Source organism: Mesorhizobium oxytropidicola (assembly GCF_056174625.1).
In genome coordinates, this window is sequence record NZ_CM149692.1 from 1,724,716 (window position 1) to 1,750,061 (window position 25,346).

A 25,346-nucleotide genomic window follows, 5' to 3' on the forward strand; every position below is an offset into this window, starting at 1 on the left:
CTGACTAATGTTGAGTAAGTTGCACCAATCGCCATGGAAAAATGGCATTTGGGGAGGAAAGAGTTGAGCGACCTCGGCCGCCAGCGTCAGATCGTCGAATTGCTGCGGGACCGCCCGTTCGCCTCGGTACGCGAACTGCAGGAGCGGCTGGGTGTTTCGGCGGCAACGGTCCGGCGCGACATCGACCGGATCGACGAGGCCGGTGAAGCGCGCAAGGTCTATGGCGGCATCTCGGCGCTCGACGGCGCTTCACAGGCGGGCATCGCCTATGCCCGGCCCTATGACGAGAACCGTGACCTCGCCGTCGAGGCCAAGCGTCAGATCGCGGCCGTCGCCGCGACCATGGTGCGCGATGGCGACGCGGTCATCGTCCATGGCGGCTCGACCTGCTTCCATCTCGGCGTCAAGCTCGCCGACCGCAACATCCGCCTCTACACCAATTCGATGCCGCTCGCGGCCTATCTCAGCGACCATGGCCATTGCAGCCTGACGGTCGCCGGCGGCGACCTGCATCGCGAACCCGGCATCATCCACTCGCCGACCCAGGCAACGCCCTTCTATGCCTCGAAATTTTTCCTCGGCGCGCAGGGCCTCAACCAGGAAGGCGTGTTGGAATCGCACCCGCTGCTGGTGCGCTCCATCGTCGAGCTCAGCCTCTGCGCCGACCAGATCGTGGTGCTGGCCGATAGCCGCAAACTGTCGATCCACGCGCGCAATGTCGCGCTGCCGCTGTCGCGCATCGGCACGCTGATCACCGATGACGGCCTTTCGGATGCCGATGCGCGCATGCTGGAAGATGCCGGTGTCATGGTGCGGATTGCCTCCACCTCGGGAGCGATCGCGTGAAAGTGGCAGTGCTCGATTTCGGCAAGACCAATTCGAAGCTGTTCGTCTTCGGCCAGGATGGACGCATCCTTGACGAGCGCCGGACCCAGCCGAAATGGATGCGCCGAGACGGCTTCAGCGTGCTCGACGAGGCCGGCCTGCATGATTGGGCGCTCGGTGCCGTCACCGATGCGGTTGAAAACCATGGCGTCGAAGGGGTGATGGTGTCGGGCCATGGCTGCACCTTTGCCCTGGTGGACGACACGGCGCTGACGCGTCCGATCCTCGACTACGAGCAGGAACCGCCGGCCGAGACCGCTGCCCGGATCGATCGCCGCATTCCGGATTTTGCCGAGACGTTCTCGCCCCGCTTGCCGCTCGGCTTCAACTATGGCCGTCACATGTTGTGGCTGCAGGAAGTCGATCCCGATGTGTTCGTGGCGGCGAAATCGATCCTCGGCTATCCCCAGTACTGGAGCTGGCGCCTCGGCGGCCGACCCGTCTCGGAAGTCTCCTATCTCGGCTGCCATTCGCATTTGTGGGCGCCGCGCAAACGGGACTTTTCCTCATTGGTCGACGCCGAGGGGTGGCGCGGCCAGATGCCGGCCTTCGCACGCGCCGGCGCGGTCATTGGCGAGCGGCGTCTCGGCAGCAGCTCGCCGCCGATCGCCATCCACAATGGCGTCCACGACTCGAATGCGGCGCTCTATGCCTATCGCCGCCAGAAGCTTGGCCCGCTGACAGTGGTGTCGACCGGCACCTGGGTCGTCGTGCTCAATCCCGATTGCCCGCTGGACGTGCTCGATCGTGACCGCGACATGCTGGTCAATGTCGATGTCGACGGCGGCCCGGTGCCGACTGTCCGCTTCATGGGCGGGCGCGAATTCGCCGCCATCAGCGACGGCTGGCAAGGCGCGATTCCGCATGGCGCGGTCGAGCAAGCGATCGACGCCGGCATCATGGCGCTGCCGAGCTTCGCGCCGGGCGGGCCGATGCCGGACCGTCCCGGCCGGCTGGTCGGGTGCACGCCCGATGCCGGAGAACGCGCCGCTGTGGCGCTGCTTTACGTGGCGCTGATGGTCGATCTCTGCCTCGACCTGATCCATTCGCAGAACACCGTCATTGTCGATGGCGGGCTGAACACTGGCGGCCTGCTTGCCGGGCTCGTGGCGCAGCTGCGTCCCGGCCAGGCCTTCCTGCAAGGCGCCACGCTGGAAGGCAGCGCCACGGGCGCGGCCGCGCTCGCGTTCGAGAGCGTCGGACGCGACTTCGCCGCCGAGGTGCCGGAGCCGGTGCATGCGACGCGCTTCGGTGGCCTTGCCGGCTACCGCGACACTTGGCGTGATCGCGTTGCCGGTCACGGCGCCGCCGTCAAGGCGGCAGGTGGTGCACGATGAGCGCGACCGCGCAGAAGCAGGCGAGCAGCCATCCGGTGCTGGAGATGCGCCACATCTCCAAGACCTTCGGTGCGATCCGCGCCTTGCAGGATGTTTCGCTCACCGTTCATGCCGGCGAGCTGCACGCACTGATGGGCGAGAACGGCGCCGGCAAGTCGACGCTGATGAAGGTGCTGTCGGGCGCCTATCGGCCGGACGCCGGCGGCGAGATCCTGATCGATGGCGTGCCCGCCGCGACCGGCGATCCGATCAAGGCACGGGCAGCGGGCATCGCTGTGATCTATCAGGAGCTGTCGCTGGCGCCCAATCTGACGGTGGCGCAGAACATCTTCCTCGGCAACGAGCCGCGGCGCTTCGGCATCGTCGACCGCGACCAGTGCAGCCGGCGCGCGAACGAAATCATCGCGCGGCTCGGTGTCTCCTTTTCGGCGCGTGCGCTGGTCTCAAGCCTGTCGCTTGGCGAGCGCCAGCTGGTCGAGATTGCGCGCGCGCTGTCGACCAATGCGCGCATCATCGTCATGGACGAGCCGACGACATCGCTGACATCGCGCGAGACCGACAGCCTGTTCGAAGTGATCGCGACGCTGAAGGCGCAAGGCATCGCCATCATCTACATCAGCCATCGCATGGAAGAGGTCTACCAGCTCGCCGACCGCGTCAGCGTGCTGCGCGACAGCGGCTATGTCGGCACGCTCGAGCGCGCCGACCTCAACGCCTCGCGGCTGGTGTCGATGATGGTCGGCCGCGATCTCTCCGCCTTCTACAAGAAGGATCATCGCCCGCCGGACGCGAAGCGCGCCGTCGCGCTTTCGGTACGCGGCATGTCCGACGGGCGCCTGCTGAAGAACTGCTCGTTCGACCTCCACAAGGGCGAGGTGCTGGCTCTCGCGGGTCTCGTCGGCTCCGGCCGCACCGAGCTTGCCCGGCTGATCTTCGGCGCCGACAGGCGCAGCGCCGGGACGCTGGAACTCGATGGCAGACCGATCTCCATCGGCTCGCCGCGCGAGGCGCTCGATGCCGGCATCGCCTACCTGACCGAGGACCGCAAGGAGCTCGGCCTGTTCCTCGATATGTCGATTTCCGACAACATCAGCATGGGCGTGCTGGCCAGGGACGCGCGGGCCGGCGGGTTCCGCGATTTCGGCGCGGCCGACAGGCGCGCGGCAAAAGCCATTGCGGATCTGTCGATCCGCACCCGCTCGGCGCAGGTCAATGCCGGCTCGCTGTCGGGCGGCAACCAGCAGAAGGTGCTGCTCGCCCGGCTGCTGGAGACCGAGCCGAAGGTCGTCATCCTCGACGAACCGACCCGTGGCGTCGATGTCGGCGCCAAGTCGGAAATCTACCGGCTGATCGACAATCTCGCCAACAGCGGCATCGCCATCCTGATGATTTCAAGCGAATTGCCCGAGGTGATCGGCGTCGCCGACCGCGTGCTGGTGATGCGCGACGGCGTCATTGCGGGCGAGGTGACCGCATCCGGGGGCGAGCCGCTGCGTCAGGAAGCGATCATGGAACTTGCGACGGGAGCGGCTCAGGAATGACCGACAAAACGATGACCAGCGTGGATCAGGTGACGGTCAGGAGCCGGCGGCTGCGCACGGCCTTCGCCGCGCTTGGCATGCTGCCGGTGCTGGTGCTGCTGGCGGCGGGCTTCCAATTCATCAATCCCCGCTTCCTCACCGAAACCAATCTGCTCATCGTCACGCAGCAATCGTCGATCAACATCGTGCTTGCCGCCGGCATGACCTTCGTCATCCTGACCGGCGGCATCGACCTGTCGGTCGGCTCCATCCTCGCCGCTTCGGCGATGGTGGCGGTGCTGGTGTCGCTGGTGCCGGACTGGGGCCTGCTCGGCGTGCCCGCTGCCATCCTGGCCGGCCTTGGCTTCGGTCTCATCAACGGGCTGCTCGTCGCCTATATCAGGCTGCCGCCCTTCATCGTCACGCTGGGCTCGCTGACGGCCGTGCGCGGCATTGCCCGCCTGCTCGGGCAGGACACGACCGTGTTCAACTCGGACCTGCCGTTCGACTTCATCGGCAATGGCTCGCTGTTCGGCATTCCCTGGCTGGTCGTCATCGCACTGTCGGTGGTCGTTTTGTCCTGGCTGGTGCTCAAGCGCACCGTGCTCGGCACCTGGATCTATGCCGTTGGCGGCAATGCCGAAGCGGCGCGGCTGACCGGCATCAAGGTGCCGCTGGTGCTGCTCTTCGTCTATGGCGTGTCCGGCCTGCTCGCGGGCCTCGGCGGCGCCATGTCGGCGGCGAGGCTTTACGCCGCCAATGGCCTGCAGCTCGGCCAGTCCTACGAGCTCGACGCCATTGCCGCCGTCATCCTTGGCGGCACCAGTTTCGTCGGCGGCGTTGGTTCGATCTGGGGCACGCTGATCGGTGGCCTGATCATCGCGGTGCTCTCCAACGGGCTCATCTTGGCCGGGGTTTCGGACATCTGGCAGTACATCATCAAGGGATTGGTCATCATCGTGGCGGTCGCCCTCGACCGCTACCGGCTCCAGGCAGGGGCAAGAACGTGAGTGACCTGGTCGCCGGCATCAAAGACCGGCTTGTGTAACGCACCGTGAGAGGCGCGGTGCATCAGGAGGAAGTAAGCGTAATGAAGACCATCGCCAAACTGCTCTGCGGCGCCGCGTTCGCGGCCGTCGCCATCGCGCCGGCATCGGCCAAGGACCTCAACAAGGTCGGCATCTCGGTCGGCCTGCTCGGCAATCCCTTCTTCGTTGCCACCATCAAGGGCATCGAGGACGCGGCCAAGAAGATCAATCCGAAAGTCGAGGTCACGTCGGTGTCGGCTGACTATGACCTCAACAAGCAGGTCTCGCAGGTGGATTCCTTCATCGCCGCCGGCGTCGACGTGATCATGCTCAACGCCGTCGACGCCAAGGCGATCGCGCCGGCGGTGAAGAAGGCGCAGGCAGCCGGCATCATCGTTGCCGCTTTCGACGTTTCGGCGCCGGGTGCCGACGTCACCGTGATGACCAACAACGTCAAGGCCGGCGAGGAAGCCTGCCAGTATCTGGTCGATCACACCGGCGGCAAGGGCGACTACGTTATCCTCAACGGCCCGGCATCGTCGTCGATCCTGGAGCGGGTCAAGGGCTGCAAGAACGTGCTTTCGCAGCATGCCGACATCAAGATCCTGTCCGACGACCAGAACGCCGAAGGTTCGCGCGACGGCGGCCTGAAAGTGTTCCAATCCCTGCTCACTCGTTTCGACAAGATCGACGCGGTGTTCGCCATCAACGATCCGACGGCGATCGGCGCTCAGCTCGCCGCCAAGCAGCTCAACCGCTCCGAGTTCATCTTCACCGCGGTCGACGGCGCGCCAGATATCGAGAAGGAGCTCTCTTCCGGCAAGTCGATGATCAAGGCCTCGGCCTCGCAGGACCCCTATGTGATGGCCGGCCAGTCGCTGACGATGGCGGCCGACCTGCTGGCCGGCAAGAAGCCGGCGGAACCGATCGTGCTGCTCGATCCCAAGCTGATCACCGCCGAGACCCTGAAGGACTACAAGGGCTGGACCGCGGCCCGCTGATCACTCCTAGAGCGGTTCACCGTTTCACGGAAACGGCGAACCGCTCTAACTCTTTGTTTTGACGCAATTCCGAACGGAAAACCGCTACACACTTTTCCTGGAATTGCTCTAAAGGCGCGACCGGATTGATCCGGCCGCGCCCACCCTCATCGCCGCTAACCGGAGACGATCATGGCGCGCATCGGAATCCATTCATTCGTCTGGTCGGCAAGCTCGGCGCAGAGCGCGCTTGAACGCACGCTGGCCAACACCAGGGAGGCCGGCTTCGACCTGATCGAATTCTCCTATCTCGACCCGGCCGATGTCGACATTGGCTGGCTCGCCAAGCGCATCGCCGATCTCGGTCTCGGTGTGGCGATCAGCATCGGATTGCCTGGTGATGGCGACATATCGAGCGCCGACAAGGCGGTCGCCGCACACGGCGTCGAGATCCTCAACCAGACCATCGCGCTGACGCGCGACCTTGGCGGCAGCAAGGTTGCCGGCATTCTGTCGGCCAGCCACGGCCTGCAGGTTGAAGCGCCGACGCGCGATCAATGGAACCGCAGCGCCGGAACTCTGGCCAAGGTCGCCGAGACGGCGAAGGCGGCCGGCGTCACGCTCAATCTCGAAATCGTCAACCGCTTCGAAAGCAATTTGCTCAACACCGCCGCACAAGGTCTCGCCTTCATCGAGGACACAGGCTCGGACAACATCTTCCTGCATCTCGACACGTTCCACATGAACATCGAGGAAGCCGATGTCGGACTGGCCATCCGTCACGGCGCCGGCAAGATCGGCTATGTCCATATTGGCGAGAGCCATCGCGGTTTTCTCGGCACCGGCAATATCGACTTCGCAGGGATATTCGATGCGCTGACCGCCATCGGCTATGCCGATGATCTCAGCTTCGAATCCTTTTCCTCGGAGATCGTCGACGAGAACCTGTCGAAGAAGACCGCGATCTGGCGCAATCTGTGGACCGACAATATGGCACTCGCCAAGCACGCGCGCGCCTTCATCGGCCTCGGGCTGGAGACGGCGCGGCGCAAGGCGGAACTCGTCTCTGCGCGTCACAAGCCGTAGGGCGGTCGCGGGCGGCAGGATTTTCTGAGCTGCCTGGATGCGCAGACGCCGCTGGTTATCGTGATACGTGCATTGCCCCCGTCATGTGCATGGGCTATCCGACCTCTGCGACACATGAAGCAGAAGGAGCCAGGCATGACGAACCAGACGATCCTCAAATTCGGCGCGATCGAACACGCGGAAGCCGGCGATCTGCCCGGCTGGATCGTGGTCGAGGGTCACCCGACCATGCAAACCGCGGTCCAGCACACGACGGAGGACGGCAATGTGATGTCGGGCACGTGGCGGGCGTCGCCTGGCACCTATCACGCGACCTACACCGACTATGAGTTCGTGCACATGATCGCCGGCCGCATCATCATCACCCCCGACGGCGGCACGCCTGTCGAAGTCGGCCCTGGCGATGCTTTCGTGGTGGAAGCCGATTTCAAGGGAACCTGGAAGATCATCGAGCCGGTGACCAAGCATTTTGTGGTCAGGGTCGGCTGAGCCGGCTTGTTCGGGTAGGCCGCTGATGGTCGGCACCATGGCGGACATTTAATGCCGACCGCATAGCGTCAGCTCGGAGAGAGCTTCCAACAGTCACAGTGTCGCGCCAACCCAGGCGGCCCAAACGCCGCATTGACCTGGCCGGGCATCGGCAGTCTCTTAGGATCGCCCCTGGCGCTCAATGACTGATCGAGGAGACGACCGATGCATCGACGCGGTTTTCTGGCAGCTGGTCTTGCGGCGGTTCTTGTGAGTGAGCGCGCCGTCGCCCAGATGAAGATGGACGACATGCCCGGCATGGATATGGGCGGCGACGCGGGCCACGACATGGGCGCGGCGCCACAAGGCGCGGCCGTGCTGCCGGAGGGCGAGGCATTGCGCGAATTGCCCCTGCTCGCCAACGAAGCCAGCACGCCCGGCCTGTTCAAGGCGACGCTGACGGCCGCATCCGCCACGGCGCGTTTTGCGGAGGGACTGGACACGCCGATCCTCGGTTACAACGGCACCAGCCCCGGGCCGCTGATCGAGGCGGTCGAGGGCGACCGTGTCGAGATCACCTTCGCCAACCGGATCGCGGACGAGGCAAGCACCATCCACTGGCACGGCATGCCGGTGCCGGCTGACCAGGACGGCAATCCAATGGACCCGGTCGCCACCGGCACCGATCGCACCTACAGCTTCGATCTGCCGGAAGGCAGTGCCGGCTCCTATTGGTATCACCCGCATCCGCACGGCAAGACGGCCGAGCAGGTCTATCGCGGCCTTGCCGGCGCGTTCGTGGTCAAGCCGAAGGCCGATCCGATCCCGGCCGCCCATGGCGATACCGTGCTGGTGTTCACCGACCTGCGCCTTGCCGCCGACGGCACCTTGCCCGACAACACGATGACGGACCTGATGAACGGGCGCGTCGGCGACCATGTGCTGGTCAACGGACAGAAGAATCCGACGCTGACGGTCCCCTTTGGCACGAAGCGGCGCTTCCGGCTTTACAATGCGACCAACGCGCGGTTTTTACGGCTCTCCTTCGACGACGCGGCGATGACGATCATCGGGACGGACGGCGGTCTGCTGGAGAGCCCGGTCGCGGCCGGCGACATCCTGCTTAGCCCGGCGGAACGGCTTGAACTGGTCGTCTCTTTCAATAAGCCCGGCGCGGCCGCGCTTACCACGCTAGACTATGACCGCGGCTGGATGGGGCCGGGGCGCCCTGCCGACGCCGGCCTGACGCTGTTGACGGTCAGTGTTTCCGAAACGGCGGCCGAGCCGGTCCCGCCACTGCCGGACAGGCTGCGTCCGGTCGCGCAGCTCGGGGCTCCTGCCGTCAGTCGCCGCTTTGTCTTCACCGAAACCATGGCCATGAATGCCAGCGGCATGGAGATGGGGTTCCTGATCAACGGCGCCGCTTTCGACATGAAGCGCATCGACGTCGTCGCCAAGGTAGGCGAGGTCGAACTCTGGGAGATCGTCAACCAGGCGGACATGGATCATCCATTCCATGTGCATGGGACGCAGTTCCAGGTGGTCGAGCACGAACGCGGCGGCACCATATCAAAGCCGGCCTATCGCGCCTGGAAGGACACGGTCAACGTCGCGCGCGGAGAGACGGTCAGGCTGCTGTTGCGGCAGGACCGGCCGGGGCCAAGGATGTATCATTGCCACATCCTTGAGCATGAGCAGCTCGGCATGATGGGCATTGTCGACGTGCGGGCATAGTCCGGCATGGCGGCGCTCTATGGCGCACTGTTCATCAGCGCGTTCCTCGCCGCAACCGTCCTGCCTGTTTCATCGGAGGCGGTGCTCGCCGGCCTGATCGTCTCCGGCCGCGGCGATCCCGCATTGCTTCTTGCCGTCGCCACGATCGGTAACACGCTCGGCTCCGTGGTGAACTGGGTTCTGGGGCGTGGCATCGACACGCTGCGGAACAGAAGCTGGTTTCCAGTCAGTCCGGATCGCTATGAGCAGGCATGCCGGATGTTCCGGCGCTTTGGCGAGTGGACGTTGTTGTTTGCCTGGCTGCCGGTTGTCGGGGATGCTTTCACCCTTGCGGCGGGGACTGCACGCGTGAACCTCGGCGTGTTCGTCGCTCTTGTCGCAACAGGCAAGGCTGCACGCTATGCGGTGATCATTGCGGCAGGGTTGTGGGCGACGGCGTGATCAGCCGTTACACGTCTTTCCTGGAATGGCTCTGGTCCTGAGAGGCCGTGCGCGACCGGCCAAAAACCATGCTTTGCATGACACCATCGCGTAACAGCACGAAATGCGCGAGGGCAGCCAGGACGTGAACACCGGCAAGCCCAAGCAGTATCCAGACCAGCTTCTGATGCACGAACGCGAAGCCCCTTGCTGACAGCGCGCCGACCGATGGCGCCAATGGCACGGGCAAGTCTCCGAAGAGCCGTGCGGGAGGCATGAAAGGCATTGGCCGGTAGCCCAGCCATCCCGTTATCAGGACGGCGAGGATCGTGACGTAGAGAACCATGTGGAAGAAAGCCGTCGCAAACCGCATCAACCGCGAGGTTGGCCTGACGGGAGCCCAGGTGAAGATGCGCCAGCAAAGCCTGAGGACGATGATGGCCAGGATCGTCACGCCGATCGACATGTGAAGCGGCAGCCAGTTCATCATCGCCATGCCCGGCCCCCGCATCGGCCCGAAGGCAATGACGATTTGCGCCACGAGCGCGATCACCGTCAGCCAATGCAGCAGACGAATGCCGAAATGCCAATGCAGGCGAGGTTTCGCGCTCGCCTCCGCTGCCCGACGGTTCTCAAGGGTGCGCATGGTCAGGCGAGCCAGTTTTCTATCGACGGTCCCAGGACGTGCAGATCGGCATCGCTCAGTTCGTGACCCGCAGGCACTGTTAGCGCGGACACTGTCGCGTGACGCTCGCTCAGGACCGACGCAAGACCGGGGAGAAGCGATGCATAGGGATCATCGCGGCCCTCGATCATCACTATCCGGCAGCCCGACAGATCTGCGTCCGGCCGGGCCTCGAGGACCAGTGAGGGGCGAAGCAGGATGGTGCGCTGGGCCAGGGGCGGATGCAGCAGCATGGCCGCCACAAGGAAGTTGGCGCCGTTGGAATATCCGAGGAACGCCAGTCTGTTCGTGTCCAGCCGATAGCCGCCGATCGCACCATCCACGAAGGCGGCAAAGGCTGCTGCCTCGGCCCTTATGTCGGCTTGATCGAACGCGGTTGCCGAAAACCGGCGGAACCAGCGCAAGGTGCCCTCCTCGACGCTGCGCCCGCGCACCCCCAGCAAGGTGGCGCGCGGCGCCAGGCTCGCCGCGAACGGCATCAGGTCGGCCTCGTTGCCGCCGGTCCCATGCAACAGCACGAGCGTCGTGCCGTCCGGGTCGGATGGCACATGGAACCGGTGCACGAAGGGCAGGTCGAGATACCGTATGCGATCCTCGCCCGGCAACGAAAACTGCGGCAGCCGCGTGCGGATGGCGTCCGCCCGCTCGGCGTCGGAAGGCGGAACGAAGAGCACCGAACCGAGGGTTCCGATGGGTTCATCGACCGTCATTCCGGGTCCGTCCGTTGCGAGTTCGAACAAGGTCTCTCCCGGCTCACGGACGTAGAGCGATACGAAATATTTGCGGTCGTGAACGTTGGTGGCGCTGGAGTTGAGGCTTGCAAGCCGGCGCTCCACCGTCTCCAGCGCAGCGAGGTCCGGCGCGCGGAAGGCGATATGGTCGACGACGCCGGTCCCTGGCACGCCCGGCCAGAAACCAACGGCGTCACGGACGTCGACAACGTCCCCGCTGTCCGAGACGAGGCGCTGCACGGTCCCGGCATGCTTGAGCGGGCGATAGCCGAAATAATCCTGCAGGAATGCCGAGGTCTGCTCGGCAACCGCAGAGAAAATCGTCGCGCCGCGGATGCACTGGATTGCGTTGGCCGGCTCGATTCCCGGGCTGACGGCCGGTGAGGCATGCGCGGGCAGGGCGCTGCCGACGATCTTGATCGCTACGCCGTCCGGATCGGTCAAGCGCAGCACGGGCTCGCCGAATTCCTGCGTTGGTCCGCTCGCATTCAGTCCGAATTGCAACGACCGCATGATCCAGAAGCCGATGGCGCCGGGCTGAACGGACAGCGCGACTTCCGCGACCTGACCGAGGCCGATCCGGCCGGGTGATCCGTCCTCCCACACGAGGAAGGTGATCAGGGATCCCGGCGAACCGATGGTGTCGCCATAACACAGATGCAGTTGCTCGGCGTCCTCGAAACCACCCGTCCGCTTGACCAGGCGCAGTCCGAGAAAGCCGACATAGAAATCGACGTTGGCCTGGACCTTGCGTGTAACCAGCGTGATGTGGTGGATGCCCGATGTCATTCGGTCGATGCCTTCCTCAACCGTTCCTTGCCATCATCGGCGCGTGCCGGTCATCCGAGTTGAACAAATTGCTTTGTGGCAACGCCGCCGCCGAATTGCTGGGAACGGCCGCCTTCGGTGATAACTAAAGCGCGCAAAGGCTCCGCGCCCAGTCTAGTCGACCCACTGGCCGAGTCAGAGCTGCGGCTAACCCTCGGACAAATCACCCGAATTTCGAGCCAGCCGCTGCGACTCATATTTGCAGTGACTGAATGGTGATCCCGACAGGAATCGAACCTGTGACCTACAGATTAGGAATCTGCCGCTCTATCCTACTGAGCTACGGGACCACGCGGCCCGACACATAGCCGCTTCGGACCGTTTCGCCAAGAGGCCGGCCGCATGCAATCGGCCAGCCTTTTGTGCGGCGCTCGTCAGGCGGCGAGCGCGGTTTCCGCCAGTTTCACCCAGTAGCTCATGCCATGCGGGATGGCCTCGTCGTTGAAATCGTAGGCCGGGTTGTGAAGACCGGCGGTTTCACCATTGCCGATGAAGATGAAGGCGCCGGGGCGGGCTTCCAGCATATACGAGAAATCCTCGCCGCCCATCACCGGCTGGATGCCGCGATGGACATGGGCATCGCCGGCGACGGTCGCCGCGATGTCGCTGGCAAACACCGTCTCCTCGGCATGATTGAAGGTCACGGGGTAATTTGCCTGGTAGTCGACCTCGATCTTGGCGCCGAAAGCGGTCGCCAGGCCGTCGCAGATGGTGCGGATACGCTCCTCGGATTTCTTGGCGATCTCCTTGCGCAAGGTGCGCACGGTGCCGGCGATCTCGGCCGATTCGGGAATAATGTTGTAGGCATCACCGGCATGGAACTTGGTCACCGACACCACCACGGCCTCGACCGGATCGGTGCTGCGCGAGGCGATCGTCTGCAGCGCGCCGACCAGCTGGCTGGTGATGACGATCGGGTCGATCGTGCCGTGCGGCATCGCGGCATGGCCGCCCCTGCCTTTCACGGTGATGGTGAACTCGGCCGTCGCCGCCATGATCGGACCCGGGCGGATGGCGAACTGGCCGACAGGCAGGCCCGGCATGTTGTGCATGCCGAACACTTTGGAGATGTCGAAGCGCTCCATCATGCCGTCCTTGACCATCTCGTTGCCGCCGCCACCACCTTCTTCCGCCGGCTGGAAGATCACCGCCACCGAGCCCGCGAAATTGCGCGTCTCGGCGAGATATTTCGCTGCACCCAGCAGCATCGCCGTGTGGCCGTCGTGGCCGCAGGCGTGCATCTTGCCGGGAACGGTCGAGGCGTAGGGCTTGCCTGATATCTCGTTGAGTGGCAGCGCGTCCATGTCGGCGCGCAGACCGATGGTGGTGCCTTCGCCCTGGCGGCCGCGGATGATGCCGACGACGCCGGTCTTGCCGAGGCCGGTGACCACATCGTCGCAACCGAACTCTTTCAGCTTTTCGGTGACGAAAGCCGCCGTCTTGAAGACGTCGAAGTTCAGCTCGGGCGTCTGGTGCAGATGCCGGCGCCAGCCGGCGACTTCGTCCTGCATTTCAGCGGCGCGGTTCAGGATTGGCATGATGGTTCCATTTCGTCGTTGGAGCAGCCGGCTTCAGCCTGGTGTTTTGCAATTGTGCCGGGGTTTTGCAATTGTGCCCGGGTTTTGGAATTGTCTTTGTCAGGCACTTTGCCATGTTGGCGTCACATAGGGTAAATAGCACCGCACCAATGTGGTCCGTTTTTGAGGGTCGGACTCATTATGCTGGCGGTCACGTAACGAAATCTTACGGAGCCAGGGGCGACTACGGCAAGAGGCGATTTCGGATTTGATCATGCGGCACAGGCATTTCCTCAAACTATTCCCGGCTGGCGCAATCATGCTGTCGGTCCTGGCTGGGCCGGCGCTGGCCAATCCGGTGGTTGTCTTCGACCTCAAGAATGGCCAGATCCTGCAGCATCAGGATGCCTTCAAACGCTGGTATCCCGCCTCGCTCAGCAAGCTGATGACCGCCTATGTGACCTTCCGGGCGATCGCTGCGGGCGAAGTCCAGCTCGATTCGCCGATCAAAGTGACCAAGCACTCCGCCGGCGAACCGCCAAGCAAAATGGGTTTCAAGCCGGGCTCGGTGATGCGGCTCGACAATGCGTTGAAGATGATGCTGGTCAAATCGGCCAATGACATCGCCATGGCGGTCGGCGAGAATGTCGGCGGCTCGCAGGCCGCCTTCGCCGAAAGGATGAATGCCGAGGCCGCCCGGCTCGGCATGAACGGCACCCATTTCGTCAACCCAAACGGCCTCTACTCGCCCGACCAGTACACGACGGCGCGCGACCTTTCGGTCCTGGTGATGGCGATCCGTCGCGAGTTCCCGCAATATGCGCCGTGGTTCTCGATCGAAGGTCTTGCGGTCGGCAAGAAGGCCATCCCGAACTATAATCTCCTGATCGGCCGCTATCCCGGCGCCGATGGCATGAAGACGGGCTTCGTCTGCCCTTCCGGCTTCAACATGATCGGTTCGGCGACGCGCAACGGCCGCACGCTGGTCGCGGTCGTGCTTGGCGAGAAGTCGGCGGTCAGCCGTGCCGAGGCCGCGGCAAAACTGCTCGACCAGGGGTTTGACACGCAAGCCGCCGGCCCGGCCACCGTCGCAACACTGGCGCCCTATGGCGACACGGTTTCGCCCAACGACATGCATGACGAGGTCTGCAAGAAGAAGACGAAGGAGGAGCAGTCCGAGGCGCCACCGGCCACTGCGGCCAAGGACGCGCCGAAATCGCCCTATCAGGAGAAGCTCGACCATGTGCCGACGCTGGTTGCCGTCGGCCTCGGTGGCGCCACCGGTCCGGCGCCGAAGGCGATGCTCGACCAGGGCGGCCAGGAATATGCCGACGTGCCGATCCCAAGCTGGCGGCCCGATCGGCCGGCGCCGACCGGCGCCGACCCGGCAGTGGTGGGTTCAGCAGCTCAGGGTGACCAGCCGGTCAAGGCCGCGAACTAACCTGATGAGCGGCTTTCCGATCCCCGTTTCGGTGCTGACCGGCTTCCTCGGTGCCGGCAAGACGACGTTGCTCAACCGGCTGCTGAAGGATCCGGCGCTGGCCGACACGGCGGTCATCATCAACGAATATGGCGAGGTGGCGATCGACCATTTGCTGGTCGAACAGGCCTCCGACGGCATCATCCAGCTCTCGGACGGCTGCCTGTGCTGCACCGTGCGCGGCGAACTGGTCGACACGCTGGCCGACCTGGTCGACCGGCTGCAGACCGGCCGCATCGCCCGGCTGGCCCGCGTCATCGTCGAGACCACGGGCCTTGCCGACCCGGCGCCGGTGCTGCAGTCGATCATGGCGCATCCGGCACTTGTCCAGGCGTTTCGGCTCGACGGCGTCATCACGCTGGTCGACGCGGTCAATGGCAATGTCACGCTCGATGCGCATGTCGAAGCCGTCAAGCAGGTCGCCGTCGCCGACCGTATCGTGCTGAGCAAGGCCGACCTGGTGACCGATACCGGCGACCTTGACACGCTGCGGGCGCGCCTGCGGCAGGTCAATCCAGGTGCCGAACTGCTTGATGCCGGCAATTCAACAACAGGCGTGGCGGCGCTGTTCGACTGCGGCCTCTACAATCCCGCCACCAAATCCGCCGACGTTCGGCGCTGGCTCGGCGAGGAGGCGGCGCATGATCATGCCCACGACCATCACCATGGGCATAACCATGACCACGATCACAGTCACGATCATGGCCATCGCCACGATCAGCGCGTGCGCTCCTATTCGCTGGTCCATGACGGTCCGGTGCCGTTTTCGGCCATCGAGATGTTTCTCGACCTGCTGCGTTCGACGCATGGCGAGAAGCTGCTGCGCATGAAGGGCGTGATCGAACTTAGGGAAGATCCGTCACGACCGCTGGTCATCCACGGCGTGCAGAAGATCCTGCATCCGCCGGCAAGGCTGCCGGCCTGGCCGGACGGCCAGCGCGGCACACGGCTGGTGCTGATCACGCTCGATATGCCCGAGGACTATGTGCGCCGGCTGTTCGCCGCCTTCACCAACCGGCCGTCGATCGACACGCCCGACCGCGCGGCGCTGGAAAACAATCCGCTGGCGATCGCCGGAAGATAGCGTTTTAGATCGAAATTCAGACTGTTTCGCCGCGCTCGACCAGGAATCGATGGCCGCCTGACATCGCTGCTGTTTCAATCAGCTGGTGGCCGGCGTCCGAGCAAAAGGCGGGAATATCGATGACGGCGAGCGGGTCGGTGGTTTCGAGCCACAGCCGGCTGCCAGGCTGCATTCCCGCCAACCGCTTCTTTGCCTTCAGTACCGGCAAAGGGCAGTTCAGCCCTTTCAGGTCATAGATAGCGGTATCCCCAGCCAAGCTCAGCCGCCGAACATGCCGAGCAGCTTGTTCTTCAGCTTTGCCACCGTGCCTTCGCCGGCGTCGGCGGCTTGTGTTTTCGGCTGCCGGCGCGGCCTCGGTCGGGGTGGCGATGGTGGCGGTGGCGACTGGGGCTTCCTTGGCGGCCTTAGCCGCCTCCTTTTCGGCGAGCGCCTGTGCCTTGGCGGCTTCCTTGGCTTGCTTGGCGGCCTCTATGGCGGCGAGCCTCTGCTCCTCGGCCTTCTGCTTGGCTGCCTTTTCGGCGTCGAGTGCCGCCATCTTGCGGCCAGCCGGTGAATCGATGCGGCCCATGCGCGCCGTCTCGGTCACTGTGCCGTCGTTGTTGAGCGACGGCGGATCGATCGGCACGCGCTCGCCGCGCGCCCGCCGCTTCGACCAGTCGGAGACGATGCTGGCTTCCTTGATGCCGGCAATGGTCGGCTTAGGTGGCGGCACGCTGGCCTTGAGCGCGCCGTTGTACGCGGCGTCGTAGGTGCTCTGATAGGCGTTGTAGGCGCTCTTCAGCGAGTCCGGCTGCGTGGTCGTCGGGCACGGCCCGGTCGGATCGAAGGTCTGGCCGTCGGCGGCAACCTGATTGAAGACATAGCGCTTCTCGCAGACATCGACCTTCGGCGGCACCTTGGTGATCTCGAAATTGTCGTAGCCGACCTTCAGCATCTTCCAGAATTCATAATTCGGGTCGTTGCGGTAGCGCGCCATGTTGGCGGCGGTCATGCGGAACGGAAAGGCCTCGACCTGGAACTCGGTCTGCCCGCCCTGGAAGGCGTCGCGGCCGAAGGCATAGATCTGCTCGATCTGCGCGTCGGTCATCGAATAGCAGCCCGAAGACGAACAGGCGCCGTGCACCATCAGATTCTGGCCGGTGCGGCCATTGGCGCGGTCATAGGCGTTGGGAAAACCGATGTTGAAGGACAGATGGTAATTCGAGCGCGGATTCATCTGCGACGGCCGCACCGTATAGAAGCCCTCCGGCGCCTGGCGGTCGCCTTCGGTGTATTTCGGCCCGAGCTTGCCCGACCATTTGCAGATGTCGTAGCTCGCCACCATGTCGTAGCGGCCGTTGGTCTTGGCCTTCCAGATCTCGAGCTTGCCCTCTTCCTTGAAGATGCGGGCCATCACCGAGGAGGTGCGGATCATGCCCTTGGCCTTCATGTCGGCCAGGATCTTGTCGGGCAGCGGCTTGTTGGCTTCCGGGGCAAAGTCCTTCATCGACGAATCATCGCAGCCAGCAATGGCTATCGAGGTGATGAGGACTCCGGTGCGGGCGAGCTTGGCAAACATGGATACGGCTATGTCTTTTCCCTCGGGCCAATGGCTTCGAAACGGCCGAGCCCGTATGCTGAACACCGACGGACCGTAAGCCCGTTAACCTTGAAAATTCCTTACCACAAGCTTCGACCAACCGCTGGCGGCAATTTCATTGACCCGAATGCGGCGGCATTTTTGTGGCGAAATTGCTCATTGTCGCCACATTGCTATGGGCGCGTCGCTTCCGATGGCCTTGTTCCGCCGTCAGAGGGCAATCAGAGGCTGCGGCCCATCGCCAGATATTTCTCGCGGCGCTGTTCGCGGAAGTCGGTGTTGGCGCCGGCGAATTCCTTCATCGTCTTGGCAATGAGGTCGCCGGTCGCGGCAATCACCGTTTCGGGGGCGCGCTGGGCGCCGCCCATCGGCTCGGGGATGATGGCGTCGATGATCTTCAGTTCCAGAAGATCCTGCGCGGTGATCTTCATATTGGTCGCCGCGTCCTTGGAGCGCGTGGTGTCGCGCCACAGGATCGAGGCCGCACCTTCCGGCGAAATCACCGAATAGATGGCATGTTCGAGCATGTAGACACGGTTGGCGGTGGCGATGGCGATAGCGCCGCCTGAACCGCCTTCGCCGATGACCACCGAGATCGACGGCACTTTCAGCCCAAGGCATGCCGAGGTCGAACGGGCGATGGCTTCGGCCTGGCCGCGCTCCTCGGCGCCGACGCCAGGATAGGCGCCCGCCGTGTCGACCAGCGTCAACAGTGGAATCTTGAAGCGGTCGGCCAGTTCCATCAGCCGCACCGCCTTGCGATATCCCTCGGGACGCACGGAGCCGAAATTGTGCTTCAGGCGGCTGGTCGTGTCCGAGCCCTTTTCCTGACCGATGATCGCGATAGGCTCGCCGCGGAAACGGGCGAAACCGCCGACGATCGCCTGGTCCTCTCCGAAATTGCGGTCGCCGGCGAGCGGCGTGAAATCGCTGAACAGGCCCTTGATGTAGTCAACGCAGTGCGGCCTGTCGGAATGGCGCGCCACCTGCACCTTCTGCCAGGGCGTCAGCGCCTTGTAGAGCTCGCGCAGCGCGTCGCGCGAACGCTTCTCGAGCCTGGTGATCTCATCGGCGACATCGACCGCCTCGCCGTTCTCGGCAAGCTTCTTGAGCTCGAGGATCTTGAGCTCAAGATCTTGCACCGGCTTTTCGAAATCGAGGTAATTGTACATGCTTGAGCGGACCGATACGTCGGAAGGCAAGGACTGCGGAACCGTTGAAACCAAGGCGCCGGGCGGTGAAATGTCGTCCTCACATAGCGATATGAGGCCTAGTCGGCAAGCGGATGATGATCGTTGACCAGCCGCACCAGCCGCTCCTCCAGCACATGGGTGTAAATCTGTGTCGTCGATATGTCGGCATGGCCGAGCAACTGCTGCACGGCCCTGAGATCGGCACCGTTCTGCAGGAGATGGCTGGCGAAAGCATGGCGCAGCACATGCGGCGATATCTTGGCCGAGGCGATGCCGGCGCGCGCCGCCAGGCCTTTCAGGTCGCGGGCAAAGACCTGGCGCGAGAGATAGCCGCTATCGGATGCCGCCGGAAACAGGAACGGGCTGTCGGCGAAGGTGGGCACCCCGGCCCGAGCGGCAAGCCAGGCGCGCATCGCCGTGCGCGCCTTGGCCGACAGCGGCACCATGCGCTCCTTGTCGCCCTTGCCGCGCACCATGAAGAAACGGTCGTCGCGCTGCGCCACCGTCACCGGCAGGCCGACCAGCTCGGAAACCCGCAGGCCGGTGGCGTAGAGCACCTCGACCAGCGCATGCAGGCGCAAGGCTGCCAGCCGGTCGCTGTGGCCACGCCCGGCATCGCCGGCTTCGGTCGCGGCGCGGTCGATCAGCCGGCCGGTGTCGGCCTCGCTCATCGTCTTGGGCAGCGGGCGGCCTTTTTCGGGCTGTCCAGCGTGCCGGTCGGGTCGTCGGTGCGCAGGCCCTCAGCGTAAAGGAACTTAAAGAACTGGCGGATCGCCGACAGTTTACGCGCCTGCGAGGTCGGCGCGAAGCCGCGCGCGGCGATGTCGTCGAGATAGGCGCGGATATCGGCGGCACTCGCGGCGGCGAGCCCGCCATCGATCTCGGTCGAGGCGTCTTCGAGGTCGCGGCGGTAGGAGGACAGCGTGTTCTCCGCAGCGCCGCGCTCGGCGCTCATCATTTCCAGGAAGGCCTCGATGCGGGCGGCGCTGTTCATCCTTGAGGATCAGTTTTTCTTGGAGTCAGTTCTTCTTGGGGTTCAGCTTTTCCGGCGGGACACGCACGCTCATCTCCGCTTTTTTCGGCTCGACGAACATTACCAGCGCGAACATCGTACCATAGGCAATGCCGGCCAGAATCGCGAGGGTCACGACAAAGCGAAACAGTGTCGGCATCAATTTTCGCTCGTCTTCTTGTTCTGCGTTTCCAAACCCTGTGCCCTTATGGGACGCCAATCCGGCCAATTCAAGGAAGAAGCGGAGGCCTGTTAGCAACTTCTGATGCAGGCGTCCCCCGGCCGATATAGGCTTGCCTATGCTCGGCACGCTTGACGCAAACGGGCTTTTCATGTCGATACGCCGGCAAAGAGGGCCCAAGAAACAGCTGATGACCCAGGCAAATCCTCCAGGCGAGACCCACTCAGCGCTGCTTGGCCGGCTGGGCAGCCGGTCCATCGTCTTTGTCGGCCTGATGGGCGCCGGCAAGACGGCGATCGGCCGCAAGGTGGCGACCATGCTTTCGCTGCCTTTCATCGACAGCGACCAGGAGATCGAGAGCGTCTCGCGCATGACCGTGCCGGAACTGTTCGAGCGCTATGGCGAGACCGAGTTCAGGGGCCTGGAACAACGCGTCATCCTGCGCGTGCTGGAGAACGGTCCGCAGGTGCTGTCGACCGGCGGCGGCGCCTTCATGAACGCGCAGACGCGCGAGGCCATCGCCGCGCATGGTGTGTCGGTGTGGCTGAAGGCCGAACTCGACCTTCTGATGGAACGAGTCTCCAAGAAGCAGAACCGGCCGCTGCTGAAGAGCGCCGACCCCCGCGCCGTGCTGGAGCGGCTGATGGGCGAGCGCTATCCGGTCTATGCCACATCGAATGTCACCGTGCTGACCCGCGACGACCGCAAGGAGGTCATCGCCGCCGAGGTGCTGGATGCGCTGTGCCGGCATTTCGGCATCGATGAAATCGCGGCGACGGGCGAGGTGGAATCGTGAGCGCGGATCAGCCCGTCACCGTCGAAGTCGGCCTTGGCGACCGGGCCTACGACATATTGATCGGTTCAGGACTACTGTCACGCGCGGGTGAGGAAATTTCGCGCCGGTTGCCGGGCACGCGCGCGGCTGTCGTCACCGACGAGAATGTTGCGGCAGCGCATCTCGATACGCTGAAAGCAGGGCTTGAGAAGGGCGGTATCCAGCCCAGCGTCATCACGATGCCGCCCGGCGAGAAGACCAAGAGCTTTGCCCATCTTGAAGAGGTGGTCGACGGCGTGCTGGCCGCCAGGCTGGAGCGCGGCGACGTCGTCATCGCGCTGGGCGGTGGCGTCATCGGCGATCTCACCGGTTTTGCCGCCGGCATTGTGCGGCGCGGCATGAATTTCGTGCAGATCCCGACCTCGCTGCTGGCACAGGTCGATTCCTCCGTCGGCGGCAAGACCGGCATCAACAGCCCGCGCGGCAAGAACCTGGTCGGCGTCTTCCTGCAGCCTAGGCTGGTGCTGGCCGATACGGAAGTGCTGGACACGCTGCCGATCCGCGAATTCCGCGCCGGCTATGCCGAGCTCGCCAAATACGGGCTGATCGACCGGCCGGAACTTTTCGCATGGCTGGAAGCGAACTGGGAGAAGGTGTTCGCCGGCGGGCCGGAGAGGGGAGAGGCGATTGCCGAGGCCTGCCGCGCCAAGGCCGATGTCGTCGCCCGCGACGAGTTCGAGACCGGGGACCGCGCGCTTCTCAATCTCGGCCATACATTCGGCCACGCGCTCGAAGCCGCCACGCAGTATGACGGAGCCCGGCTCGTCCATGGCGAGGGGGTCGCGATCGGCATGGCGCTGGCGCATCGCTTCTCCTCGCGACTCAATCTGGCCAGCCCCGACGACGCGGCGCGCGTCGAGACGCATCTGCGCGCCGTCGGCCTGCCCTGGCGGATGGCCGACATTCCGGGTGATCTGCCCGATGCCGAAGCGCTGCTTTCCTTCATAACCCAAGACAAGAAGGTGTCGCGCGGCGCGCTGACCTTCATCCTGACGCGCGGCATCGGCCAGGCCTTCATTGCCAAGGACGTTCCGGCCTCGGAAGTGCTGTCGTTCCTGAGGGAAAACCATCCAGCCAGCCGGAAAGCCGGCTGAGATGGACAACGGCTGGGTCATCGTCGCCGTCCTTGCCATCCTCATCCTGCTGGTCATTGCCGTGCGCACGCGCCTTCTCGCCATGTTCGGCTACGAGCTGTCGCGCATCGAGCCGCAGCGCTCGAGCCAGGACGAATTGCGCGGCGCGGTCGACGATTTCCGCCGCGACGGCCAGGTGGTGCGCGAGGACCGCGACCGCATCGGCGGCCTGTTCGACCTCGAAGAGCTCGAAGTCTCCGACATCATGGTTCACCGCACCAATATGCGCTCGGTCAATGCCGACAATGCGCCGGAAGCGGTGGTGCGCGAGATCCTGCAGAGCCCGCACACGCGCATGCCGCTGTGGAAGGGCTCGCTCGACAATATTGTCGGCGTGCTGCACGCCAAGGATCTGCTGCGTGCGTTGAACGAAGTCGGCAATGATTTTTCCAAGATCGACGTGATGAAGATCGCCTCGAAACCATGGTTCGTGCCCGACACCACGACCTTGCAGGAGCAGCTCAACGCCTTTTTGCGCCGCAAGGCGCATTTCGCCGTCGTCGTCGACGAATATGGCGAGGTCGAAGGGCTGGTGACGCTGGAGGACATAATCGAGGAGATCGTCGGCGAAATCGCCGATGAGCACGACGTCGATATCCAGGGCGTCAAGCAGGAGGCCGACGGCTCCGTCGTCGTCGACGGCAATGTGCCGATCCGCGACCTGAACCGGGCGCTAGACTGGAACCTGCCGGACGAGGAAGCGACCACGATTGCCGGCCTCGTCATCCACGAGGCGCAGTCGATCCCCGATGAGAAGCAGGCCTTCACCTTCCACGGCAAGCGCTTCATCGTTATGAAGCGCGACAAGAACCGCATTGCCCGGTTGAGGATCAGGCCGGCCGGCGACGCTTAGAGCAGTTCGCATTTAGGTTGACTTGTATCCGGCGCTTTCGATGTAGTTGTTACATTCATTTGAGGTGACGACGTCGAGGGTGCTGGCGATGGCGCTGTGTACGGCCTGGATGCTTCGCTTGGCGGCACGTCGCATGCAGTGCTTGAGCTTGGCGAAGAGCTTCTCGATTGGATTGAGATCTGGACTGTAAGGCGGCAGGAAGAAGAGCCGCGCACCGGCGGCCCTGACGATGTCGCGGACGGCTTGGCCCTTGTGAGATCCGAGATTGTCGAGAATGACGATGTCACCCGGCTTCAGGGTCTTGATGAGTTCGGTTTCGACATAGACACGGAAGGCCTGCGCATTGATGGGTCCGTCAATGACCCAAGGCGCCTCTACCCGATCATGCCGCAGTGCGGCGATGAAGGTCATCGTCTTCCAATGACCATATGGCGCGTGAGCCATCAGCCGCTTGCCGCGCACACCCCAGCCGCGCAACGGCGCCATGTTGGTCTTGACCCACGTTTCATCCAGGAAGACCAGGCGCGTTGGGTCAATGCGGGTCTGATAGCGCATCCATTGCGTCCGCCGACGCATCAGCTTTGGCTTGAGTTGCTCAGCCGGCAGAACGGTTTTTTTTAAAACTCTTGCCCTCGCGATGCAGGAAGCGACCGACGCTGGCAGGGTGGATGATGAGACCCCGGTCAGCCAGTGCGGCCGTCAATTCATGAAGCGTTATGTTGGCATCCCGCTCGACCTCGCTCAGGACGAAGGCACGATGCTCCCCGTCAATCAGATAGGGTCGATGACCGCCCATCTTGCCGGGTGCCGCACTGCCCAGCCGACGCTTGCGCGCCGCCCACTTGATCACGCTCGAAACTGCCACCTTCAGTGCCGCGGCCACCTCTCGGCTCGTCTCGCCTTCTTCAAGGCGAGCCAACGCCCGTTCCCGCAAATCCATCGAATAAGGCTTGGCCATCTGTCCCGACCTCCAACGGTCAGAACATCGAATCTGATTTGCTCAGTCTTGGGAATCCCGATTCAGACAAAACGCGAACCGCTCTAACTCTTTGTTTTGACGCAATTCCCAAGGGAAAGCGCTATGCGCTTTTCCCGGGAAACCGTTTCACACTTTTCCTGGAATTGTTCTAAAGCCCTTGTTCTACGCCTGTCGTTTGTCCCGCCGCTGCGCACTTTTGGGCGACGTGCGTCAGGCCGAGAGCCGTGAGGACCAGCGCAACCACCGAGCCTCATTCTGCGATCTGGCTCGTCGAGCGTTCGTGGATCGTCAGCCCCGTCTCAGCGTCGACAGCCGCCAAACTGACCTCATAACCCCAAAGCCTCCGGATGTGACGAAGCGTGGCGTCACGGCTGGCATCCTCGAGAAGGATGCCGTGATTCACCTTGTGCTGCAGTCGCAAATGCCGGTCGCCGAGCAGATCGACATCCACCACCTGAATGTCCGGTCGGTTCGCGCCGACATCGTAGCTGTGAGCAAGCGCGGCGCGTATCTTTTCATAGCCGCGCTCGTTGTGGATCGAGGCAACCTGAAAATGCGGTTGGTCGGCAACGTCGCCGAGCACAAAAAACCGCCACTTCCGGATCATGGCTGGGCTGAGGTATTGGCGGATGAAGGACTCGTCGCGATGCTCTGCCCATGCGTCGAGCAGGACCTCGCGCCAGTTTCCGCGGCCGGCGATGTTGGGAAACCAATCCCGATCCTCGGCCGTCGGCTCGGTCGAGATGCGCTGAATGTCCTGCATCATGTCGAGGCCGAGAGCGTAGGGGTTGATGCCGGAAAAGCGCGGATCGTCGAACGCCGGCTGGAAGATCACATTGGAATGATTGCGCAGGATTTCGAGCATGGCGCCCTCGCTGATCCGGCCGCGGTCGAACAGCATGTTCATCAACGTATAGTGCACGAAGGTGGCGCAGCCCTCGTTCATCACCTGTGTTTGCCGTTGCGGATAAAAATATTGTGCTATGACACGAACGATCCTGATGATCTCACGCTGCCAGGGATCCAGAATCGGGCTGTTCTTTTCCAGGAAATAGAGCAGGTTTTCCTCGGGCAGGTTGAGCGATTTCTTCCACTCCGGGTCTTGGGCCTTGTCCTTGACCCTTTGCTGCGAAGGCGGCAGCGTGCGCCACAAATCGTTGTAGGAGCGCTCTTCGTATTCGAGACGCTCGCGAAGCCCTTCGCGCTGCCGTTCCGACGACAGCTTCGGTGGCCGGCGATAGCGGAACACGCCCTGTTCCATCAGCGCGTGGGTGGAATCGAGGACAGCCTCGACGGTAGCGAGACCGTGCCGCTCCTCGCAACGAGCAATGTAGCTCTTGGCGAAGTCCAGGTAGCTGAGGATCGCCCCAGCGTCCGTCCACTGCTTGAACAAATGATTGTTCTTGAAGAAATGGTTATGCCCGAGCGCGGCATGAGCCGTCACCAAGGCCTGCAGGGCCATGGTGTTTTCCTCCATCAGATAGACGATGCAGGGATTGGAATTGATGACCAGTTCATAGGCAAGCCCGCGCCCGCCTTTGCGATAGAGCAGGTCCTGGTAGAGGAAGTGTTTGCCGAAAGACCAGTGGTGGTACATCAGTGGCATACCGACTGACGAGTAAGCGTCGAGCATCTGTTGGGAGGAGATGATCTCCATCTGCACGGGATAGGTATCGAGATGAAGCTCTTCGACCGCGATTGCCTCGATCGCGTCATAGGTCCGCGACAATTTCGTAAAATCCCAGTCGGATCCGGAAAAAAGCAGATCGGATTTACCGGCTTGTCTGGCCATCGGCCC

22 protein-coding genes, 1 tRNA gene and 2 pseudogenes are annotated in these 25,346 nt (G+C 63.6%); 14 read left to right on the forward strand and 11 right to left on the reverse strand.

The window, feature by feature from the left end:
• Positions 1-63: 63 nt before the first annotated feature.
• From AC0V8S_RS08635 to AC0V8S_RS08675, 9 genes are all read left to right on the forward strand, one after another.
• Positions 64-846 carry a DeoR/GlpR family DNA-binding transcription regulator gene (locus tag AC0V8S_RS08635; RefSeq protein WP_475437427.1) on the forward strand — a complete coding sequence of 261 codons (783 nt, stop codon included), beginning with the start codon at positions 64-66 and terminating at the stop codon, positions 844-846.
• Positions 843-2,222, forward strand: coding sequence for an FGGY-family carbohydrate kinase (locus AC0V8S_RS08640; protein WP_183463607.1), 1,380 nt, complete (start codon positions 843-845; stop codon positions 2,220-2,222). The genes AC0V8S_RS08635 and AC0V8S_RS08640 overlap by 4 nt, the downstream gene beginning before the upstream one ends.
• Complete coding sequence (locus AC0V8S_RS08645; protein WP_475437428.1) at positions 2,219-3,763, forward strand: sugar ABC transporter ATP-binding protein; 1,545 nt, start codon at positions 2,219-2,221, stop codon at positions 3,761-3,763. Before AC0V8S_RS08640 ends, AC0V8S_RS08645 begins: the two co-directional genes overlap by 4 nt.
• Positions 3,760-4,752, forward strand: coding sequence for an ABC transporter permease subunit (locus tag AC0V8S_RS08650; protein ID WP_183463603.1), 993 nt, complete (start codon positions 3,760-3,762; stop codon positions 4,750-4,752). The genes AC0V8S_RS08645 and AC0V8S_RS08650 overlap by 4 nt, the downstream gene beginning before the upstream one ends.
• An 80-nt stretch (positions 4,753-4,832) precedes the next feature.
• A complete protein-coding gene (locus AC0V8S_RS08655) occupies positions 4,833-5,771 on the forward strand; it encodes an ABC transporter substrate-binding protein (RefSeq protein ID WP_475437429.1) in 939 nt (312 codons plus the stop codon).
• Positions 5,772-5,942: 171 nt separating this feature from the next.
• Positions 5,943-6,836 (forward strand): sugar phosphate isomerase/epimerase family protein, encoded by an 894-nt coding sequence (locus AC0V8S_RS08660; RefSeq protein ID WP_475437430.1) that lies wholly within the window; start codon positions 5,943-5,945, stop codon positions 6,834-6,836.
• Between the two features lie 135 nt (positions 6,837-6,971).
• On the forward strand, positions 6,972-7,325 hold the full coding sequence (locus AC0V8S_RS08665; protein WP_475437431.1) for a cupin domain-containing protein: 354 nt from the start codon (positions 6,972-6,974) through the stop codon (positions 7,323-7,325).
• A gap of 204 nt (positions 7,326-7,529) precedes the next feature.
• Positions 7,530-9,038, forward strand: a complete 1,509-nt coding sequence (locus AC0V8S_RS08670; RefSeq protein ID WP_475437432.1) for a multicopper oxidase family protein — start codon at positions 7,530-7,532, stop codon at positions 9,036-9,038.
• Between the two features lie 6 nt (positions 9,039-9,044).
• A complete protein-coding gene (locus AC0V8S_RS08675; RefSeq protein ID WP_183463594.1) occupies positions 9,045-9,479 on the forward strand; it encodes a YqaA family protein in 435 nt (144 codons plus the stop codon).
• 7 nt (positions 9,480-9,486) lie between these two features.
• Here the strand turns inward: AC0V8S_RS08675 and AC0V8S_RS08680 are convergent, their stop codons facing one another.
• The 4 genes from AC0V8S_RS08680 to AC0V8S_RS08695 form a co-directional block, all read right to left on the reverse strand.
• Complete coding sequence (locus tag AC0V8S_RS08680) at positions 9,487-10,104, reverse strand: cytochrome b (protein ID WP_475437433.1); 618 nt, start codon at positions 10,102-10,104, stop codon at positions 9,487-9,489.
• Between the two features lie 2 nt (positions 10,105-10,106).
• Positions 10,107-11,663 (reverse strand): VOC family protein, encoded by a 1,557-nt coding sequence (locus AC0V8S_RS08685; RefSeq protein ID WP_475437434.1) that lies wholly within the window; start codon positions 11,661-11,663, stop codon positions 10,107-10,109.
• A gap of 252 nt (positions 11,664-11,915) precedes the next feature.
• Positions 11,916-11,992: transfer RNA gene (locus AC0V8S_RS08690), tRNA-Arg, on the reverse strand.
• Between the two features lie 84 nt (positions 11,993-12,076).
• Positions 12,077-13,240, reverse strand: a complete 1,164-nt coding sequence (locus AC0V8S_RS08695) for a M20 aminoacylase family protein (protein WP_183463588.1) — start codon at positions 13,238-13,240, stop codon at positions 12,077-12,079.
• Positions 13,241-13,493: 253 nt separating this feature from the next.
• On the opposite strand from AC0V8S_RS08695, the gene AC0V8S_RS08700 reads away from it, so the two are divergent.
• Positions 13,494-14,660, forward strand: a complete 1,167-nt coding sequence (locus AC0V8S_RS08700; protein ID WP_095204020.1) for a D-alanyl-D-alanine carboxypeptidase family protein — start codon at positions 13,494-13,496, stop codon at positions 14,658-14,660.
• A gap of 4 nt (positions 14,661-14,664) precedes the next feature.
• Positions 14,665-15,783, forward strand: coding sequence for a CobW family GTP-binding protein (locus AC0V8S_RS08705; protein ID WP_183463583.1), 1,119 nt, complete (start codon positions 14,665-14,667; stop codon positions 15,781-15,783).
• Between the two features lie 16 nt (positions 15,784-15,799).
• Here AC0V8S_RS08705 and AC0V8S_RS08710 read toward each other — a convergent pair whose 3' ends face one another.
• The 5 genes and pseudogenes from AC0V8S_RS08710 to AC0V8S_RS08730 form a co-directional block, all read right to left on the reverse strand.
• A complete protein-coding gene (locus AC0V8S_RS08710; RefSeq protein ID WP_181179827.1) occupies positions 15,800-16,039 on the reverse strand; it encodes a sulfurtransferase TusA family protein in 240 nt (79 codons plus the stop codon).
• A 2-nt stretch (positions 16,040-16,041) separates the two neighbouring features.
• Positions 16,042-17,341, reverse strand: a pseudogene (locus tag AC0V8S_RS08715) (L,D-transpeptidase family protein).
• Positions 17,342-17,583: 242 nt separating this feature from the next.
• The gene (locus tag AC0V8S_RS08720) at positions 17,584-18,534 is read right to left on the reverse strand and encodes an acetyl-CoA carboxylase carboxyltransferase subunit alpha (protein ID WP_183463580.1); all 951 of its coding nucleotides are present in this window, start codon (positions 18,532-18,534) and stop codon (positions 17,584-17,586) included.
• A 98-nt stretch (positions 18,535-18,632) separates the two neighbouring features.
• Positions 18,633-19,549: pseudogene (locus tag AC0V8S_RS08725) on the reverse strand (site-specific tyrosine recombinase XerD).
• A gap of 25 nt (positions 19,550-19,574) precedes the next feature.
• Positions 19,575-19,727: a histidine kinase gene (locus tag AC0V8S_RS08730; RefSeq protein WP_183465052.1), complete on the reverse strand. Its 153-nt coding sequence runs from the start codon at positions 19,725-19,727 to the stop codon at positions 19,575-19,577.
• Positions 19,728-19,938: 211 nt separating this feature from the next.
• On the opposite strand from AC0V8S_RS08730, the gene AC0V8S_RS08735 reads away from it, so the two are divergent.
• From AC0V8S_RS08735 to AC0V8S_RS08745, 3 genes are read left to right on the forward strand one after another with little or no spacing between them, the layout of a single operon-like run.
• Positions 19,939-20,544, forward strand: coding sequence for a shikimate kinase (locus AC0V8S_RS08735; protein WP_183463576.1), 606 nt, complete (start codon positions 19,939-19,941; stop codon positions 20,542-20,544).
• On the forward strand, positions 20,541-21,677 hold the full coding sequence (gene aroB, locus AC0V8S_RS08740) for a 3-dehydroquinate synthase (RefSeq protein ID WP_475437435.1): 1,137 nt from the start codon (positions 20,541-20,543) through the stop codon (positions 21,675-21,677). The genes AC0V8S_RS08735 and aroB overlap by 4 nt, the downstream gene beginning before the upstream one ends.
• 1 nt (position 21,678) lies before the next feature.
• Positions 21,679-22,569, forward strand: coding sequence for an HlyC/CorC family transporter (locus AC0V8S_RS08745; RefSeq protein ID WP_183463572.1), 891 nt, complete (start codon positions 21,679-21,681; stop codon positions 22,567-22,569).
• A 12-nt stretch (positions 22,570-22,581) separates the two neighbouring features.
• Here AC0V8S_RS08745 and AC0V8S_RS08750 read toward each other — a convergent pair.
• Both AC0V8S_RS08750 and AC0V8S_RS08755 read right to left on the reverse strand, forming a co-directional pair.
• A protein-coding gene (locus AC0V8S_RS08750; RefSeq protein ID WP_183458765.1) for an IS630 family transposase occupies positions 22,582-23,527 on the reverse strand; the annotation gives its coding sequence in 2 pieces (ribosomal slippage) (positions 22,582-23,187 and positions 23,189-23,527; 945 coding nt in all).
• Between the two features lie 271 nt (positions 23,528-23,798).
• Positions 23,799-25,340 carry a SpoVR family protein gene (locus AC0V8S_RS08755; RefSeq protein ID WP_475437436.1) on the reverse strand — a complete coding sequence of 514 codons (1,542 nt, stop codon included), beginning with the start codon at positions 25,338-25,340 and terminating at the stop codon, positions 23,799-23,801.
• Positions 25,341-25,346: the final 6 nt, after the last annotated feature.

Coding starts and splice junctions, on each gene's coding strand:
- AC0V8S_RS08645 (WP_475437428.1), top strand. CDS start 2,219: ATGAGCGCGACCGCGCAGAAGCAGGCGAGCAGCCATCCGGTGCTGGAG.
- AC0V8S_RS08650 (WP_183463603.1), top strand. CDS start 3,760: ATGACCGACAAAACGATGACCAGCGTGGATCAGGTGACGGTCAGGAGC.
- AC0V8S_RS08655 (WP_475437429.1), top strand. CDS start 4,833: ATGAAGACCATCGCCAAACTGCTCTGCGGCGCCGCGTTCGCGGCCGTC.
- AC0V8S_RS08660 (WP_475437430.1), top strand. CDS start 5,943: ATGGCGCGCATCGGAATCCATTCATTCGTCTGGTCGGCAAGCTCGGCG.
- AC0V8S_RS08665 (WP_475437431.1), top strand. CDS start 6,972: ATGACGAACCAGACGATCCTCAAATTCGGCGCGATCGAACACGCGGAA.
- AC0V8S_RS08670 (WP_475437432.1), top strand. CDS start 7,530: ATGCATCGACGCGGTTTTCTGGCAGCTGGTCTTGCGGCGGTTCTTGTG.
- AC0V8S_RS08675 (WP_183463594.1), top strand. CDS start 9,045: ATGGCGGCGCTCTATGGCGCACTGTTCATCAGCGCGTTCCTCGCCGCA.
- AC0V8S_RS08680 (WP_475437433.1), bottom strand. CDS start 10,104: ATGCGCACCCTTGAGAACCGTCGGGCAGCGGAGGCGAGCGCGAAACCT.
- AC0V8S_RS08685 (WP_475437434.1), bottom strand. CDS start 11,663: ATGACATCGGGCATCCACCACATCACGCTGGTTACACGCAAGGTCCAG.
- AC0V8S_RS08695 (WP_183463588.1), bottom strand. CDS start 13,240: ATGCCAATCCTGAACCGCGCCGCTGAAATGCAGGACGAAGTCGCCGGC.
- AC0V8S_RS08700 (WP_095204020.1), top strand. CDS start 13,494: ATGCGGCACAGGCATTTCCTCAAACTATTCCCGGCTGGCGCAATCATG.
- AC0V8S_RS08705 (WP_183463583.1), top strand. CDS start 14,665: ATGAGCGGCTTTCCGATCCCCGTTTCGGTGCTGACCGGCTTCCTCGGT.
- AC0V8S_RS08720 (WP_183463580.1), bottom strand. CDS start 18,534: ATGTACAATTACCTCGATTTCGAAAAGCCGGTGCAAGATCTTGAGCTC.
- AC0V8S_RS08730 (WP_183465052.1), bottom strand. CDS start 19,727: ATGCCGACACTGTTTCGCTTTGTCGTGACCCTCGCGATTCTGGCCGGC.
- AC0V8S_RS08735 (WP_183463576.1), top strand. CDS start 19,939: ATGACCCAGGCAAATCCTCCAGGCGAGACCCACTCAGCGCTGCTTGGC.
- AC0V8S_RS08745 (WP_183463572.1), top strand. CDS start 21,679: ATGGACAACGGCTGGGTCATCGTCGCCGTCCTTGCCATCCTCATCCTG.
- AC0V8S_RS08755 (WP_475437436.1), bottom strand. CDS start 25,340: ATGGCCAGACAAGCCGGTAAATCCGATCTGCTTTTTTCCGGATCCGAC.